Below are 16,910 nucleotides of genomic sequence, written 5' to 3'. Positions count from 1 at the left end.
GCGGTCTCTGCCTGCCCGGGGCCCTGGGACACGGGGGCGATCCTCACGGCGGGGTCATTCGGGCCCCGCCGACGGGCCAGGAGGAACGAGTGGCACAGATCATCGCCGAGGTCTCACGGACGTTCAACGAATTCCTGCTTCTGCCGAACCGGACCAGGACCGACTGCTCGGCCGCGACGGTCGACCTGCGTACGTCACTGGTGCGGCACACCGTGGGCGAGGAGTCGGCGATCGAGCTGCGGTCCCCGTTCACGTCCGCGATCATGCAGGCCGTGAGCACGCCCGACCTCGCGATCGCGCTGGCGCGCAACGGGGGTCTCAGCTTCCTGCACCACAACCAGCCGGTCGGGGAACAGGCCGCGGCGGTCCGCCGGGTGAAGAACTTCAAGGCGGGGTTCGTCACCAGCGACACGAACGTCCGACCCGACGACGGCCTGGACCTCCTGGCCGAGGTCATGCGCCGCACCGGTCACAGCACCGCCGCGGTCACCGACGACGGGACCGCGAACGGCCGGCTGCTCGGCCTGGTGACCTCCCGGGACTTCCACCCCCAGCGCCACGGCCTGGACGGACCGGTGAGCGGCCGGATGACCGCCGTCGCCGACCTGGCTCTCGCGGGCCCCGACATCACGCTCTCCGAGGCCAACGCGCGGCTGTGGGACGAACGGCTGGACTGCCTCCCGGTGCTGGACGACGGGGGCCGCCTCCAGCACCTGGTGTTCCGCTCCGACTACGCGGACAACAAGCGCTTCCCGAACCAGCTCGTGGACGCCGCCAAGCGGCTCCGCGTGGGCGCGGGCATCAACACCCACGACTACCAGGAGCGCGTTCCGGCCCTGCTGGAGGCGGGGGCGGACGCGTTGTGCTTCGACTCGTCCGACGGCTACAGCGACTGGCAGGCGCAGGCCCTGAGCTGGGTGAAGAAGCACTACCCCGAGATCCCGGTCGGCGGCGGCAACGTGGTCGACGGCGAGGCGTTCACCTTTCTCGCCGAGGCGGGGGCGGACTTCGTCAAGGTGGGGGTGGGCGGCGGTTCCATCTGCATCACCCGCGACCAGAAGGGCATCGGCCGCGGCCAGGCCAGCGCGGTGCTGGACGTCGCGGCGGCCCGGGACGCCTTCTGCGAACGCACCGGCGAGTACGTGCCGATCTGCTCCGACGGCGGGCTGGTGCACGACTACCACGTGGCCCTGGCGCTGGCGATGGGAGCCGACTTCGTCATGATGGGGCGGTACTTCGCACGCTTCGACCAGGCGGCCGGCGCCAAGCTGCCCACCCGCGACGGCTTCGTCAAGGAGTACTGGGGAGAGGGCTCGAACCGGGCCCGCAACTGGCAGCGCTACGGGCAGGGCGGCCAGGGGCTGGTCTTCGAGGAGGGAGTGGACGGCTACGTCCCCTACGCGGGCGACCTCGACGAAGGGCTCGCCCTGACCACGGCCAAGCTCAGGACCACGATGGTCTCCTGCGGCTCCACCACCCTGCCGGAGTTCCGCTCCACGGCCCGGATGACCCTCGTCTCGGACCAGAGCTTCCAGGAGAGCCACGCCAACGTCACTCTGCGGGAGGCCCCGACGACGGCCTCCTGACCCGCCCGGCCGCCGCCCGGCTCCCCCTCGGATCGATTCAACCGGCAACCATTATTGGTATACCATTTTGCCGGTGATCGTCCTCCGGGGCGGCCGTCCCGCACCGGGGGAGGGGGCGGCGACTTCGCGTACCCGCGGACGGTCCGAGCACCGGGACGCCGTACGAGGAGGGAACGCGTTGTCGCAGGAGGAGCCGGGGGAACGGACGGACGTCGCGGAACGGGCCGGGACGTCACCACGGCCCGCACCGCGGGAACCAGGGGCGGCAGGCGCCCGGCACGCGCTGGCCTCCCTGCGGAGCAGCCCGGGATTCCGCCTCCTGTGGGTCTCCAACCTGTTCTTCTACGGCGGCGCGTGGACCCAGACGATGGTCCTGGGCTGGCTCGTGTTCGAGACGACGGGCTCCGAGTTCCTGCTCGCCGTGTTCACCGCGGTCCGTCTCGCCCCGATGCTCCTGGGCCCGTTCGCCGGGGTGCTCTCCGACCGGTACGACCGGGTGCGCCTGCTCGTGATCGCCTGCCTCTGGGCCCTGGTCGCCGTCGTCGTGGTGGCGGCGATGGCGTCGTCGGGCCTCGTGTCGTACGGGGCGCTGGTCGCCGGCGGCCTGGCGATCGGCCTGGCGCAGTCCCCGTCGCAGCCGGCGCGCGCCTCGCTCGTGCTCGACCTCGTCGGACGGGAGAACCTCAGCAACGCCAACGCGCTGAACGCGCTGGCGATGAACATGACCCAGGTCATCGGCCCGGCGGTCGGCGGGGCGATGATCAGCGCATTCGGGGCGCCCGCGGCCCTGTGGATCTCGACCACGTGGTACGCGGTCTCACTCGTGGCGCTCTGGCCGCTGCGCGGCGCGGGGCGCACGGCGCCGCACCGGCCGGAACCCGTGCTGAAGATGCTCACCGGCGGCTTCCGCACCGTCCTGGCCGGCCGGCTCGCCGCGGCCGTGCTCCTGGTCACCCTGGCCGCCAATGTCCTGCTCTGGCCCGTCTACCAGGCGTTCATGCCGGTGTTCGCGGACAACCTCGGGCTCGACGCGGCGGGCCTGGGCCGGCTCCTGACCTGCAGCGGCCTGGGCGGTCTCGTCGGCTCGCTCGTCATAGCCATGCTCGGCGACTTCCGGTTCAAGGGCGGCCTCTTCGTGCTCGGGACCGCGGCGTGGGGCGGCCTGTGGTCGCTGTTCGCGCTGTCCCGGACGGTCCCGCTCTCGTTCGCGCTGATGGCGTGCATCGGCCTGATGAGCGCCGCGTTCGGCGTGCTCCAGACCACGCTGCTGCTGATGACGACCGAGCCGGAGGTGCAGGGCCGGGCCCTCGGCCTCCAGGAACTCGCGATCGGCGTCATGCCCTTCGCCTCGCTGGGGCTCGGCGCGGCCGCCGGGGCGGTGGGCGTCGGCACCACCGCGTTCCTGAGCGGACTCCTGCTCGTCGTGATCCTGCTGACGCTCGCGCTACGGGTGCCCCAACTGCTCAGGTACAGCGGCGTCCCCACCCCCTGACGCGCCCCGGCGCCGCCGGCCGGGCCCCCGGTGCACCGGCGGAACGCGAGCGGCGCCGCGGGAACATACGAGCGCTGCCGGGCCGGACGGGCCCGGCAGCGCTTCCCGCGTCTCAGGAGCCCGGTGTCCCGCGCCGCCGCGCCGCGACGGCGCGGCGGCTGTTCACCAGGTGCTCCGTCACGAGCTCCTCCACCCGCTGGACGTCGCGCTCGGCGATCGCCGCGTAGAGCGCCTCGTGCTCCTTCGCGACCCCCACGAGGTCGTCGTGCTGGGCCAGGAACCACCGCATCCTGCTGCGGAGCGTGTGCTCCAGCTCGCGGAGCAGGTCGTTCCCGGCCAGCGAGGTCACCGTCTGGTGGAAGTCCGCGGCGGCCCGCCGGGCCCCCACCGCGTCACCCGCGAGAGCGGCGGACAGTTCGGAATCGAGATCCGAACGGAGCCTTTCGAGGCCCGCGCGGGTGTGCCGCTGGGCGGCCAGCCGGAAGGTGAGCAGTTCGAGCGAGGTCCGGATCTCGTCCAGATCGGCGATGTCCGAGGCGGTGAACTCCCGTACGACCGCCCAGGTCCGGGGCCTGGGGGTGACCAGACCCTCGGTCACGAGCGCCTTGAGGGCGTCGCGCACGGGCACCCGGCTCACGCCGAGCTCCGCGGCGATCTCACGTTCGACGAGCTTGCTGCCCGGCAGCCGGACCCCGTCGAGGATGTCGTCCCGCAACTGCCGGGTCACACGCTCCGACTCCGGCTCGAAGGGTCCGGACTCTGTCATAACCGATGATTCCTCCGTCATGGCGGGGACGGGGGACGTCAGGAGCGAGGGCCGTCGGCCCGGTCGTCGCGCGCCGCGTTCTTCTCCTTGATCCGCACCGCTTCCTTGCGGACCTCCGCCTGGGTGGCCCGCTCCTTCAGGAGCCACTCGGGGGACTCCTGCTTCAGCGCGTCGATCTGCTCCGTCGTGAGGGCCTGCGTGATCCCGCCCCGGGCGAGACCGGAGATCGAGACGCCCAGCCTCGCCGCGACCACCGGGCGGGGGTGCGGGCCGTTGCGTCGCAGGTCCTGCAGCCACTGCGGAGGATCGGACTGCAGGGCGTTCAGCTCGGTGCGCGAGACGACACCCTCCTGGAACTCGGCGGGGGTGGCCTCTAGGTACACACCCAGCTTCTTCGCCGCGGTCGCGGGCTTCATCGTCTGGGCGGTCTTGTGCGACGTCATGGTGTCCAGGGTATCGAGCATGTGAGCTACCTCCGACCAGGGCCGGTAACCTGGCGGGGTGACATGTTCGGAAGAAACTCCCTCGTTCCGGCTCGCCTACGTCCCGGGCGTGACCCCCGCCAAGTGGGTGCGGGTCTGGAACGAGCGGCTGCCCGACGTCCCGCTCACCCTCGTCGGGGTGTCGGCCGCCGAGGCCCCCGACATGCTGCGGGACGGAAGCGCCGACGCAGGTCTCGTACGGCTGCCCATCGACCGGACGGCCCTCAGCGCGATCCCGCTCTACACCGAGACGACCGTGGTCGTGGTGCCGAAGGACCACCTCGTGGCGGCGGCCGACGAGATCACCGCGGCCGACCTGGCCGACGAGATCGTGCTGCACCCCCTCGACGACACGCTCGACTGGGAGCGGCTCCCCGGCCGGCCGGCCAACGAGCGCCCGGCCACGACGGCGGACGCCGTCGAGCTGGTGGCGGCGGGCATCGGGCTGCTCGTCGTACCCCAGTCGCTGGCCCGCCTGCACCACCGCAAGGACCTCACGTACCGGCCGGTGACGGATGCCCCCGCCTCCCGTGTCGCGCTGTCGTGGCTGGAGCTGGAGGACGGCACCACCGATCTGGTGGAGGAGTTCATCGGGATCGTCCGCGGACGGACCGTCAACAGCACGAGGGGCCGGGCCAGGCCCCCGGCCCAGGACCGGTCGGCGAAGGACAAGCGCGCGGAGAAGGGCGGCGCCCGGCGCAAGCCCGCGGCCGGCGACAGGGCGGCGAAGGGCCGGACGTCCGGCCGGTCGACGGGGAAGAAGACGGACGGCAGGTCGGCGGGGAAGAACCCGCGCAGCGGTTCCGGCGGCAAGTCGGCCGGTCGCGGCAAGCCCCGCCGCCGCTCGTAGCCGCCCGCGCACCGCGCCGCGACGGAACGGGGCGATGACGCACGGCGGGAACCATCCGTACGGGTGAACCGGCGTACTCGTCGCCCGGTTCCGTACAACCGTTTCGTCCCATGTGCGGTCGAACGGTGCGTCGGGAGGGAACGGGCCCTTTCCGGCCGTCGCCCCCGCACCCGCCCGGTCATCCTTGGACCAAGGAGCCGCTCGTGCGCACGTACCGTTCGGCCGCCGTCGTCGCGGCAACGTTCCTCCTGACCGCGGGGGCCGGCCTCGCCGCCCCCGCCGCGTACGCCGGTACACCCGGCGGAACGCACGCAAACGACCGCAACAGCGATTTCGACGGCGACGGCTACGAGGACGTGCTCGTCGGCGCGCCCGGCGCCACCGTCGGCGGGAAGAAGGGCGCGGGATACGTGACCGCGCAGTACGGCGGCCCGACGGGCATGGGCACCCGCCGCGCCGTGGTCGTCACCCAGTCCACCACCGGAGTGCCGGGCGCCCCCGAGGCGGGCGACGGCTTCGGCCGGGCACTGGCCACCGGCGACCTCGACGCGGACGGCTACGACGACGCGGTCGTGGGCATCCCCGGCGAGGACGTCGGCACGGTCGCGGACGCCGGCGGCGTCACCGTCCTGTGGGGCTCGCCGCGCGGACTGACCGGCGCGGACAGCGACTGGCTGGAGGCGGCGGAGCCCACGGCGGGGAAGCGGTTCGGCAGCGCCCTCGCCGCGGCGCGCTTCAGTGCCGACACCCCCGGCGACGAACTGGCCGTCGCCGACCGCGAGGACCTGGAGCTGTACGTCTACGACAGCGCCCCGCAACAACGGTCCGCCCCGCTGCGGCGCACCGCGCCCGACCGCCCCGCCACCACGGCACAGCGACGGATCCTGCCCAGGTCCCTGACCACCGGCGACTACGACGACAACGGCTACGCCGACCTCGTCGTCTCCGGCGTCACGACCGGCGACGAGCCGGGCCACGGCTGGTCGGCCCTCTTCTCCGGACGGGCCGGGGGACTGGCGTACGCGCGCGATCTGCGCGGCGGACCGGTCGCCGCCTCGGGCGACATCGACCACGACGGCTACGACGACCTCGTCACCGGCGAACCGAACGGCCCCGACGACGGAGGCGAGACCACGACCGGCGGCCTCGTCGGCGTGTACCGGGGCAGCCCCGGCGGCCCGCTCGGCGCCGACGGCGCGGACGGTCCGCCGCAGTGGTGGACCCAGGACACCCCCGGCGTGCCGGGGACGGCCGAACGCGGCGACGGCTGGGGCACGGACCTCTCCGTCGAGGACACGGACGGCGACGGGTACGCGGACGTGGCGATCGGCGCGGCCGGCGAGGACATCGGCACAGTGGCGGACGCCGGGGCGGTGTGGGTGCTGCGCGGCACGGCGGACGGCCTGACCGCGACGGGCGCCAGGTCGTGGGACCAGAACTCCGCACGGGTCCCGGGCACCGCCGAGAAGGGCGACCGCTGGGGCGGTCAGGTCCGGCTGGCCGACCCGAACCGGGACGGCCGCCGCGGCCTGCTGGTCTCCGCCCCGGGCGAGAACACCGGCGACGGCGTGGTGTGGGTGCTCCGGGCCGGACCGGGCGGGATCACGGCCACCGGCTCGTGGACGTACGGCGGCGGTTCGCTGAACGCGCCGTCGTCGGACGCGGCGTACGGGGCCGCGATCGACGAGTAGCCGCAGGGGCGGCGCACCGGGGAACGCCCGGCGCGCCGCCCGTACCGCCGCGCTCAGCGCCCGCGGCGCACCCGGGGCTCGGGCACCAGGCGCACGACGCCGTTGAGCAGATGGTCGATCAGGTCGTGCGAGGGCTTGTCCGTGAGGTTGGTGAGCAGCCGGGCCAGGGTGTCCAGCAGGAACGGCGAGCCCATGACGTAGCGGTTGAGGACCGGCTGGAATCCGGACCGGCTGAAGACCAGGTCGGCGGCCTTGTTGCCGAGACGGTAGTAGCGCCCCCAACGCCGGTTCATCTCCAGGGGGTAGCCGCGCAGCACCTGTTCCCGCCGGGGGCCCCGGGGCAGGGCGAGGGCCAGCGCGACGGTCTCGGCCGCGACCTCGCCCGCCTCCATGGCCTGGCCGATCCCCTCGCCGTTCCAGGGGCTGATCATGCCGCCGGAGTCGCCCACCAGGAGGAGCCCGCGGGTGTACAGGGGATGGCGGTTGAAACCCAGCGGAAGGGCCGCGCTGCGGACCGGTCCCTCCGCGTTCTCCTCACGCAGCCCCCATGCCTCGGGGGTACGGGCCAGCCACTCGTCCAGCGTGGCGCGCAGATCGGCCTTCCCGTGCCGGCGGTGCGGCAGCGCGCCGAGACCGACGTTGACGCGGCCGTCGCCCATGGGGAAGATCCAGCCGTAGCCGGGCAGGTAGCGGTCGCTCCCCGGGAAGCGCAGGTCGGCCCACAGCTCCAGGTACTCCTCCTTGGAACGCTCCGGGCTGTGGTAGTAGCGGCGGGCGGCCGTCGCGATCTGCCGGCTCCTGTCGCGCTGGAGGCCCATGGCGAGGGCGAGCCGGGCGGAGGCGCCGTCGGCGGCGATCACGACCGGGGCACGGAACTCCAGGGACTCCTTCTCCCCGGTCACGGCGGTGACGCCGGTGATGCGGCCGGCCCGGTCGGTCAGCGGATGGGTCACCTTCATGCCGGGACGCAGCCGGGCCCCGGCGGCCACGGCGTGTCGGGCGAGGATGTCGTCGAAGTCGTGCCGGCTCCGGGAGAGCCCGAAATCCGGGTAGCGCCCGAGCGCGGGCCAGTCGATGTGCACCCGGTGCTCCCCGGCCACCCAGCGCATTCCGCGCGACCGGGTCCACCCCGGCGCCTTGATGTCGACGCCCATCCTGATGAGCTGGTGCACGGCGCGTGGCGTCAGACCGTCCCCGCACACCTTCTCCCGGGGGAAGTGGGACTTCTCCAGGAGCAGGACGTCCACACCCGCTCTGGCGAGATGGAAGGCCGCGGCCGAGCCCGCGGGCCCCGCCCCCACCACGATGACCTGGGCGTCCTGGTCCGACCCCTGGTCGGACCGGGCGTCGGCCGGTGACCGCTCTGGCGTCGTCTCCCGCATCGGGAACCCCTTCCTGGAACAGCCGGTGCCGTACCGGGGACGGCATCCCCGGGCATCATCATCGATCAGGAAGGGGCCGGGCGGAACCAGGCCCGGCCGTCCGGCGGCCGGTTGACGCGACGTCGGTCCGGTGCGCGGCGCCCCGGTCGCGGCAGCGCGGGGCCGGGGCCGCCGGCCCCGGCCCGCCTACGACTCCAGATAGCGCAGGACCGCCAGCACCCGTCGGCTGTAGCCGGTGGCGCGCGCCAGACCGAGCTTGTCGAAGACGGAGTTGAGGTGCTTCTCGACCGAGCTGACCGAGAGGTGCAACTGCTCCCCGATGGCCGCGTTGGTGCGGCCCTGCGCGACCTGCTCCAGCACGTCGCGCTCCCGGGGCGTCAGCCCGGCCAGCGGGTCGGTGTGCGTGGTCCTGATCACCAACTGCCGCACCACCTCGGCGTCGATGGCAGCGCCGCCCGCGTGGACCCGCTCCAACGAGTCGAGGAACTCGTCCACCTGCGCGACCCGGTCCTTGAGCAGGTAGCCGATCCGCTCGGCGTTCGCGGACAGCAGCCGCACCGCGTAACTGCGTTCCACGTGCTGGGAGAGCACCAGCACACCGATGCCGGGCAGGCGTTCGCGGATCTCCAGCGCGGCCCGCACCCCCTCGTCGGTATGGGTGGGCGGCATGCGGATGTCCACGACGACGACGTCGGGCGGGTCCGCCTCGACCGCCCGGACGAGGGAGTCCCCGTCGCCCACCGCGGCGAGGACCTCGTGGCCCTCCTCGGCGAGCAGGCGGACCAGGCCCTCCCTGAGCAGGGTCGAGTCCTCGGCGATCATGACGCGCACGGCAGCTCCGCGACGATGGTGGTGGGTCCCCCCGAGGGGCTGTCGACGGACAGGCGGCCGTCGAGGGCGTCCACCCGGCCGCGCAGCCCGGCCAGGCCGCTGCCGGTGGGGTCCGCGCCGCCGGTGCCGTCGTCCCGCACCCGCACCGAAAGCCCGTGCCCGTCGCCGCTGACGCTGACGCTGATGTGCGCCGCGCCGGAGTGCTTGGCCGCGTTGGTCACGGCCTCCGACACCACGAAGTAGGCGGCCGTCTCCACGGGCCGGGGCAGCGGCAGCGGCACGTCGAACGCGATGTGCAGGGGAATGACGCAGCGCTGCGCCACCCCGGCCAGTGCCTCCTCCAGACCCAGCTCGTCCAGTGCGGACGGATAGACCCGCCAGGCCACTTCCCTCAGTTCGGTGAGGACCTCCCCGGCCTCCTCGTGCGCCTGCCGGAGCAGCGCGGCGGCCTGCTCGGGCGTCCGGTTGCGGCGCGCCCGTCCCAGCAGCATGGCCAGCGCCACGAGCCGCTGCTGCACCCCGTCGTGCAGATCGCGTTCGATGCGCCTGCGTTCCGCGTCGACGGCCCGGATCACCTCGGCCCGGCTGGCGGCCAGTTCCGCGACCCGCAGCTCCAGCAACTCCCGTTCGGAGGGGCCGAAGTGCTCGCGCGCCTGCCGGGCGTCGAGGGCGCAGAGGGAGACCAGCCCCTGGAGGCCGAGGAAGAGCATGAGGCCGCCGAGGACGGCCTGCGCCAGCAGGTTGAGAGGACCCGACGGGGAGTGGGGCAGCCGGGCCACCAGCACACCGGCCAGGACGACCCCGTAGGCGAGCAGCGCGAGCACGGCACCCGTCAGCACGCCCGCCCAGGTGTGCACGGCGAGGTGGCGGAGCACTTCCGGGTCGGAGGCCCGGCGGGTGGGGAACCGGTCGTCGAAGAAGAAGCCGCGGCGCCCGCGTTCGAGTTCCACGAGCCGTCGAGCACCGGCGCTCAGCACGGCCCGCGCACGCCGACGGGTGCGGGGCCACAGGAGGAACGGGCCCGTCAGCGCGCCCACGACGGCGAAGTGGAGGAGTCCCGCCAGAGCGGTGCAGCAGCCCAGAAGGGTGCCCGCGGTCCGCAGGAGCCGAGAGGGCCTGCGCACCGCCGGTGCGCTTTCCCCCTCGCGTTCCGGGCCGGCCGGCCCCGGACCGCGGCCGTCCGTACGGTCCTCGATGTCCCCCTGCACGGACGCCGAGGCTAGCCGCAGGTCACGGGTGCGGCAAGCCGGTTCCCGACCGGGACGGGCGGGGGACACGGGCCGGGGGATCATGCGGCGCCCCGGTGCCGGCCCCGCTCACGGGCGCCCAGGCGCAGCCACACGTATCCGGCGACCGCCACCAGGACCAGGGCGAGAACCGCCTTGGACAGGACCCCCACATAGGTCTCCACCAGGTCCCAGCGGTCGCCGAGCCAGTACCCGGCCATCACCAGCACCGTGTTCCACAGCAGGCTGCCCACGGCGGTCAGCGACACGAACAGCGGCAGCCGCATGCGCTCCACCCCGGCCGGTACGGAGATGAGGCTCCGGAAGATCGGCACCATGCGGCCGAGGAGGACGGCCTTGGTGCCGTGCCTGGCGAACCACCGCTCCGTGCGCTCCAGATCGGACGCCTTCACCAGTGGCAGCCTCGCCCAGATCGCATGCATCCGGTCGCGGCCGAAGAGCATCCCGAGCCAGTACAGGGCCACCGCGCCCACCACGGAACCGAGCGTGGTCCACAGGAGCGCGGAGGCCAGGGAGATGACGCCCCGTCCCGCCGCGAAGCCGGTCAGCGGGAGGATGACCTCGCTGGGCAGCGGTGGAAAGAGGTTCTCCAGGGCGATGGCGAGGCCGGCTCCCGGACCTCCCATGGCGTCGACGAGATCGGCTGCCCAGCCCGCGACGCCTCCCGCGGGTTCCTGCGGAAGGGCCGACTGCACGAAATCCATTACCTGACTCCCGGCCGGTGGTGACGGGCGCGAGAAGTCCGTCGCGCCTCACCGACAACGCTAGGAATCGGCGGTCGGCGCCGGTACGAGGATCACCCCCCGGACCCGGCGCGGTCCTCCGCGTCCGCCACCCTGCGGTTTTCCTCAATCGCGAGGTCACGAGGCCACGAGGTCGCGGTGCCGCCAGGTCGCGAGGCTGCCGGGCCGCGGTGTCACGAGGCCGCGGTGCCGTCAGGTCATGGTGCCGCGCGGACACGACGGCCGGGGAATTCGTCCGCCGCCCCCGGCCGGGGCGGCGGTGTGCCGGGCCCGCGCTCAGTACGGCAGCGGGCGGCCGGACGGAGTCCGCAGATCGAGGGGCGCCGGCCGGGACGGCGCTTGCGGACGTCGGACGATCCTGATGCGGCCCATTGCCATCACCTCCTGATCGGTAACCCGTCATATGCCCGGTGCGCGACCCACTCATGCGGATCTTCCGGGACTCTTCGTGGCGGGACGGCGCATCCGCCCTTCCCTCCCCACCACGCGTGCGCCGGACGGAACATGACGCACCGTTGGGAACCCGCCGCGCCCCGACGCCGGAGGGTCGTACGCGGGACGGAACGGGAGGCAATGGGAAGACGCCATCTTTACCTCGCACAGGGGACAGCGGGCGCGCGTGCTCGCTATTCTTCCCGACCATGAGCCATGAGCGTGGCACGGGTGGGGAGTTCGACGGGGTCGCGCGGAGTTCCGGGTGATCACCGAGGGCATGGGCCCTTTGCCGGACGCCCGTGCCTCGGAGGTGTGGCAGGACTTCGGGACCAGGCTGCGGCAGTGGCGCAGGCGCGCCGGGCTCACCCAGGCCCAGGTGGGCGCCCGCGTCGGATACGACCACACCGCCATCAGCAAACTGGAGCACGGCACCCGCAGGACGCCGCTGCCGCTGGCCCGCAGGCTGGACGAACTCATGACGGCGGGCGGCGACCTCCTCGCCGCCTGCGAGGCCGCGGCCGAGGCCGAGAGCGCGGCGGGCCAGGGCGAGGAGGCCGGGGGAGCGCCGCCCGCACCGGCCCCCGCCCGGACCGGCCCGCTGCCCGGGGAACCCGCCGGCGGCTCCCTGCTCGCCATGCTGCCGCCGGACACCGAACTGCCCCGGAGCCTGCCCACCTACGGGCTGGTGTGCCCGGTGCACGGCCGCGACGGGTGCGCCGTTCCCGCGCTCGACGACGTGGTCGCCCTGCACACGGCCTTCTGTGCGCTGGACCCGGCCACCGCGTCCCGCCCCGCGCTGGACACCGACACGGTGCACGCCCTGACGGCGCTGCTCGCCGTCTGCCTGCGGGCCGACGAGGAACGGGCCTGGCCCGGAGCGACCGTCGTGGTCGAACGCACCCTGCATGCGATGCTCCGCTGGATGGCCCTGCCCGCGGCGCCCTACCAGCGCCAACTGGCGCCGCTGGCGGCCGAGTACGCGCAGTCGGCCGGTTGTCTGAGGCTGCTGTGGGGCCGCAACGCGACGGCGATGGCCTGGCTCGACCGGTCACTGGTCTGGGCCGGAATGGCCGGGCACGTCGGGACGGAGGTTGCCGCGCTCGGCGACATGAGCACCCTGGCCCGGCTGGAGGGCGACGGCCTGTCCGCCCTCGCCTACGGGGGCGCGATCCGGCAGGTGGCCGCCGGCCGGTACTGGGCGGGGGCCATGAGCGACCTGTACCAGGCCCGCGGCCACGCCGTCCGCGGCGACACGCGACGGACCCTGGACCACATCGAGCACGCCTGGTCGGAGCTGGACCGGGTCGGTGAACGGGACGAGACCGAGGCGCCCTGGCTGTCCGTCGCCTCCGTGCGGCTGCGGGTCGAGTCCGGCGCTGCGGGGGCGCTGCGGGACCTCGCCGCGGCGACCGGCGACCGCCGGCTGGCGCTGCGCGCGGTCGGGGCGTCCCGCGCCGCGCTGAACCTGCTCCCGCCCGGGATGCACTCGGCGCGGAAGCTGTTCCTGGTCCGCATGGCCGACGCCCACGCCTGCGCCCAGGACCCGCAGGCGGCCGTCGCCATCGCCCGGCCCGTGCTCGACACCACCGAGATCACCTCGTCCACCCTGCTCGGACAGGAACTGCGCGGCCTGCACGGCAGATTGGCGTCCCGGCGGGACGACCGGCCGGAGACCGAGGACTTCCTCCGCCGGCTGGCCGCCGTCGTGCGCTGAGACGGCGGAGGGCGGGACGCGCATGTGCACGCCCCGCCCCGGTGGATCACCGACGGATGATCAGCCGGCGTTCAGCTCGACGTCGTCCACGACGAAGCTGGTCTGCAGATAGGCGTCCTCGTTGCTGGTGAAACCGAGGGTGACCGTCTGGCCGGCGAACTCACCGACGTCGAAGGTCCGCTGGACGTAGGAGCCGGTGGCGTCCGTGTTGGAGTACGTCGCGAGCGTCCTGGTGCCCAGCTTGACGGTGAACGTGTCGTACGCCGTCGGGTCGCCCGCCGACTCGTCGGTGTCGGTGCGCAGGTGGAACGACAGCTTGTAGGCCGAGCAGCCCGACGGGACGGTCAGCGACTGCGAGACCGTGTCCGAGTGGGTGGAGCCCCAGCCACCGAGCCACGCCGTGTACGAGCCGCCGTGCGCGGGCTTCTCGGACGTCCGGTTGTTGATCACACCGTCGGTCTGCGTCCACGGGGTCACACCGTCCTCGAAGCCGCCGTTGACGACGACCTGCCGGGCCTGGCAGCTGCCGCCGCCACCGACGACGAGGGAGTACGTGGTGGTGTGGGTGGCCTTGCCGGTCCCGGTCACCGTGATGGTGTACGTGCCCGCCGCGGTCTGCGCCCCGGCGGAGACGGTCATCGTCGAGGAGGAGCCCGACTGCACGGACGCCGGGTCGAACGAGACGGTGACACCGCTCGGCGCGCCGGAGGCGGACAGCTTCACGGACTGCGCGGAGCCGCCGGTGGTCGCGGTCGACACGGTCGCGGTGACCGAGGCGCCCGGCTGCACATTGCCGGTGACCGGCTTCACCGAGACGGAGAAGTCGTCGCCGGGGGCGGTGGTGCCGACGGACGTCTTCCACAGCGTGTGGGCGACGCCGTCCGCGCTGCGGTCGAGCGCGGTCGCGTTGATGTTGGCCGTGGTGTCGCAGGACGAGTGGTAGCACGGGTCGTAGGAACGGCCCGCCGTGCCGCCCCACTTGGCGGCCTGCGCCGACGTCTTCGTGTCGCTGGCGCCGGTGGCGTAGCCCGAGGTGGGGATGCCGCCCTGCTGGAAGGAGTAGTCGTCGGACCGTCCCTGGCCCTCGATGTTCTCCTCCGGCGAGAGGTTCAGCGAGTCCCAGTACTCCTTCATCGGGGCGGACGCGGCCGAGTTGAGGTTGTTGATGAAGTAGCCGCCGTTGGTCGAGGCGACCATGTCGAAGTTGTAGTACGCCTTGATGGCGCTGCGCTGGGCGGAGGTGAGCTGGCCGACGTAGTACTCCGAACCCTGCATGCCCTGCTCCTCGCCGTTCCACCAGGCGAAGCGGACGTGCTTGGTCATGGTCGGGTTGCGCTGGGCCAGGGCGAGCGCGTTCTCCAGCAGGGTGGCCGAACCGGAGCCGTTGTCGTTCATGCCGGGGCCGGCCGAGACGCCGTCGAGGTGGGCGCCGAACATGATGGTCTGGTCGGACGGGCCGCCCGGCCAGTCGGCGATCAGGTTGTTGCCGCGGTAGGTGCAGCCGGTGCAGGTCTGCTCGGTGACGGTGTACCCGGCGGCCTGCAGCTTGCTCTTCACATAGGCGACCGAGGCCGTGTAACCGGCGCTGCCCGCCCGGCGGTTGCCGCCGTTCTGCGAGGCGATGGTGTTGAGCTGCGTGAGGTGCGCCTGCACGTTGGCGACGCTGATGTCGGGCGCGTCACCGCCCGGGGTGCCACCGCCACCGACGGTCAGGGTGTACTGAGCGGTGTGGCTCTGGGTGCCCTGGCCCTTGACGGTGAAGGTGTACGAGCCGGGCGCGGCGCCGGAGGACGCCGACACGGTCATCGTCGAGGACGCGCCGGACTGCACCGACGACGGGCTGAACGAGGCGGTGACCCCGCTCGGCAGACCGCTCGCCGTCAGCGCGACGGCCTCCGCGCTCCCGGAGCTGACCGAGGTGCGCACCGCGGCCGTCACCGAGCTGCCCGGCTGCACCGAGCCCGACGACGGGTCGAGGGAGATCGAGAAGTCGTTGTTCCCGCTCGGCGTGCAGACCGGGTCGCCGCTCTGCGCCGGGACGCTGATGGCGTCCCACGCGGCCTTGGTGCGGTTGAAGAGCGTGCACCCGGCGTCGAGGTTCTTGGCGGCGGTGAGCGTGGCCGTGCGGTAGCGCTTGTACGTCATCCCGCTCGTCTTGAGCAGCATGCCGCCGTAGAAGACCTTGCCGGCGCTCTGGATGCCCACGCCGGTGATCGAGGAGTTGTTGCACGTGGGGCTGGACGGCTTGCCGCCGCCCGGGTTGGAGCCCTCGGCCAGCAGGTAGAACCAGTGGTTCAGCGGGCCGGCCGCCGCGTGCTCCTCGGTGTTGGGTATGGAGGAGCTGTAGCAGGTCGGGTCCCCGGTCCGCGACGGGTCGTACATGACCCGGATCGGCCCGTTGCCGACCAGGTCGATCTTCTCGCCGACCGTGTAGTCGGGGTCGTCGTACGGGGCGGGCTCATTGGTGTACGCCTCGGTCAGGGCGCCCATGATGTCGCCGGTCGCCTCGCCGAGCCCCGACTCGTTGTTGGCGCCGCCCGGCGTGTACTGGTCGATGCCGTGGCCGAACTCGTGGCCCACCACGTCCATCGCGCCGATCCACTGGTTGGCGTTGTTGTGGCCGATGGAGACCGACGAGCCGTCCCAGTAGGCGTTGACGTCGTTGAGCCCCACCTTCACCGGCCAGCTGCGGCCGTTGCCGTCGTGCCCGTTGCGGCCCAGCCAGTCCTTGAGCATGTTCCACTCGTGCTGCGCCCCCCACATGACGTCGACGCAGCCGGTCTCCTTGCTGGTGGCGCTGCCGTTGCCCCAGGAGTCGCTCGACTTGCTGAAGACGCTGCCCGTGCCGTAGTCGGCGCAGCTCAGACCGGGCCGGTTCGGGTCGCGCAGCGAGAAGCTGCTGCCCGACGCGGTGGTGTCGATGGCCAGCGGGGACGGGCCGTTCCACTGGCTGTTGCCGGTGCCGGCCTTGACGTCGTCGTAGCTGTCGAGGACCTTGCCGGTGCCCGCGTCCACGAAGACGTGCAGCTTGCTGGGGGCCTTGGCGGTGCGCCCGGAGAGCACCGTCTCCCAGGCCAGCCGGGAGGTCTTCTCGGTGGCGCGCACCACCAGGCGCTGCGACTCGACCCGCCGCACCGTGCGGAGCTCCTTGCGGGCGGTGGCCTCGGCCTTCTTCGCGGAGACGGTCGGGGCGGTCGGCACGTTGATCCGGCGGGAGACCGCCGACTGGGTGCCGCGGACCCGGCCCTTGGAGTCGGCCACCACGACGGCGTCCCCGCCGACGACGGGCAGGCCGCGATAGGTGCGCTGGTACGCGACGGAGTACAGACCCTTGACCCATGGGGTCACCATCTGCCGCTCGTACCGCTCCTCGGGCCCCTTGGCCAGGGTGTCGAGGCCGCTGGCGGCGGCCCGGTCGGCGGCGGACACCGCGGCCGAGAGGGCGGACGGGGCGGGCGGGGACGGTTCGGCGGACGCCGACTGGCCGCTGGTGACCACCAGCATTCCGGCGAGGACGGCCAGGGTGGTCCCGGCCGTCAACGGTCTGCGTTTCATCGAGGCTCCTTGTGTAGGGGGTCCTCGATCGCGGACAGCAGCGCACGGAGACGCGACGGCGGCGGCCGCCGGTTCCCGGCGCCCGTGATCGAGCGACCGAACACTCACACGTCGCCATGAACTCGTCAATGAACTG

At 73.0% G+C, this 16,910-nt stretch carries 12 protein-coding genes; 5 read left to right on the top strand and 7 right to left on the bottom strand.

Annotated features, from left to right (window positions below; all coding sequences use genetic code 11):
- Positions 1 to 89 precede the first annotated feature (89 nt).
- Positions 90 to 1,586: an IMP dehydrogenase gene (locus tag ABZZ04_RS30845; protein ID WP_356935513.1), complete on the top strand. Its 1,497-nt coding sequence runs from the start codon at positions 90 to 92 to the stop codon at positions 1,584 to 1,586.
- Between the two features lie 178 nt (positions 1,587 to 1,764).
- The gene (locus tag ABZZ04_RS30840) at positions 1,765 to 3,078 is read left to right on the top strand and encodes an MFS transporter (protein ID WP_356935512.1); all 1,314 of its coding nucleotides are present in this window, start codon (positions 1,765 to 1,767) and stop codon (positions 3,076 to 3,078) included.
- 112 nt (positions 3,079 to 3,190) lie between these two features.
- Here the strand turns inward: ABZZ04_RS30840 and ABZZ04_RS30835 are convergent, their stop codons facing one another.
- Entirely contained in the window at positions 3,191 to 3,844 is a 654-nt protein-coding gene (locus tag ABZZ04_RS30835; RefSeq protein WP_356935511.1) for a GntR family transcriptional regulator, read from the bottom strand.
- Positions 3,845 to 3,882: 38 nt separating this feature from the next.
- Positions 3,883 to 4,287, bottom strand: coding sequence for a DUF5997 family protein (locus tag ABZZ04_RS30830; RefSeq protein ID WP_356935510.1), 405 nt, complete (start codon positions 4,285 to 4,287; stop codon positions 3,883 to 3,885).
- Positions 4,288 to 4,345: 58 nt separating this feature from the next.
- On the opposite strand from ABZZ04_RS30830, the gene ABZZ04_RS30825 reads away from it, so the two are divergent.
- Together ABZZ04_RS30825 and ABZZ04_RS30820 are read left to right on the top strand one after the other, a co-directional pair.
- A complete protein-coding gene (locus ABZZ04_RS30825) occupies positions 4,346 to 5,176 on the top strand; it encodes a LysR family substrate-binding domain-containing protein (RefSeq protein ID WP_356935509.1) in 831 nt (276 codons plus the stop codon).
- 203 nt (positions 5,177 to 5,379) lie between these two features.
- A complete protein-coding gene (locus ABZZ04_RS30820; protein ID WP_356935508.1) occupies positions 5,380 to 6,867 on the top strand; it encodes an esterase in 1,488 nt (495 codons plus the stop codon).
- Positions 6,868 to 6,920: 53 nt separating this feature from the next.
- Here ABZZ04_RS30820 and ABZZ04_RS30815 read toward each other — a convergent pair whose 3' ends face one another.
- The 4 genes from ABZZ04_RS30815 to ABZZ04_RS30800 form a co-directional block, all read right to left on the bottom strand.
- The gene (locus ABZZ04_RS30815; RefSeq protein ID WP_356935507.1) at positions 6,921 to 8,249 is read right to left on the bottom strand and encodes a geranylgeranyl reductase family protein; all 1,329 of its coding nucleotides are present in this window, start codon (positions 8,247 to 8,249) and stop codon (positions 6,921 to 6,923) included.
- 186 nt (positions 8,250 to 8,435) lie between these two features.
- The gene (locus ABZZ04_RS30810) at positions 8,436 to 9,071 is read right to left on the bottom strand and encodes a response regulator transcription factor (protein ID WP_356935528.1); all 636 of its coding nucleotides are present in this window, start codon (positions 9,069 to 9,071) and stop codon (positions 8,436 to 8,438) included.
- Positions 9,068 to 10,204 (bottom strand): sensor histidine kinase, encoded by a 1,137-nt coding sequence (locus ABZZ04_RS30805; protein WP_356935527.1) that lies wholly within the window; start codon positions 10,202 to 10,204, stop codon positions 9,068 to 9,070. Before ABZZ04_RS30805 ends, ABZZ04_RS30810 begins: the two co-directional genes overlap by 4 nt.
- Positions 10,205 to 10,368: 164 nt before the next feature.
- Positions 10,369 to 11,031, bottom strand: a complete 663-nt coding sequence (locus tag ABZZ04_RS30800) for a DedA family protein (protein WP_356935506.1) — start codon at positions 11,029 to 11,031, stop codon at positions 10,369 to 10,371.
- Between the two features lie 736 nt (positions 11,032 to 11,767).
- Between ABZZ04_RS30800 and ABZZ04_RS30795 the strand changes: the two genes are divergently transcribed.
- On the top strand, positions 11,768 to 13,219 hold the full coding sequence (locus ABZZ04_RS30795; protein ID WP_356935505.1) for a helix-turn-helix transcriptional regulator: 1,452 nt from the start codon (positions 11,768 to 11,770) through the stop codon (positions 13,217 to 13,219).
- A 60-nt stretch (positions 13,220 to 13,279) separates the two neighbouring features.
- Here the strand turns inward: ABZZ04_RS30795 and ABZZ04_RS30790 are convergent, their stop codons facing one another.
- Entirely contained in the window at positions 13,280 to 16,774 is a 3,495-nt protein-coding gene (locus tag ABZZ04_RS30790) for a M28 family peptidase (protein WP_356935504.1), read from the bottom strand.
- Positions 16,775 to 16,910: the final 136 nt, after the last annotated feature.

Source organism: Streptomyces sp. NPDC006435 (genome assembly GCF_040612315.1).
In the GTDB taxonomy this organism is placed as follows: domain Bacteria; phylum Actinomycetota; class Actinomycetes; order Streptomycetales; family Streptomycetaceae; genus Streptomyces.
Note: the sequence above shows the minus strand (reverse complement) of the source record. Positions and strands in the feature narration are given on the sequence as shown.

Coding starts and splice junctions, on each gene's coding strand:
- ABZZ04_RS30835 (WP_356935511.1), bottom strand. CDS start 3,844: ATGACAGAGTCCGGACCCTTCGAGCCGGAGTCGGAGCGTGTGACCCGG.
- ABZZ04_RS30830 (WP_356935510.1), bottom strand. CDS start 4,287: ATGACGTCGCACAAGACCGCCCAGACGATGAAGCCCGCGACCGCGGCG.
- ABZZ04_RS30815 (WP_356935507.1), bottom strand. CDS start 8,249: ATGCGGGAGACGACGCCAGAGCGGTCACCGGCCGACGCCCGGTCCGAC.
- ABZZ04_RS30810 (WP_356935528.1), bottom strand. CDS start 9,071: ATGATCGCCGAGGACTCGACCCTGCTCAGGGAGGGCCTGGTCCGCCTG.
- ABZZ04_RS30800 (WP_356935506.1), bottom strand. CDS start 11,031: ATGGATTTCGTGCAGTCGGCCCTTCCGCAGGAACCCGCGGGAGGCGTC.
- ABZZ04_RS30790 (WP_356935504.1), bottom strand. CDS start 16,774: ATGAAACGCAGACCGTTGACGGCCGGGACCACCCTGGCCGTCCTCGCC.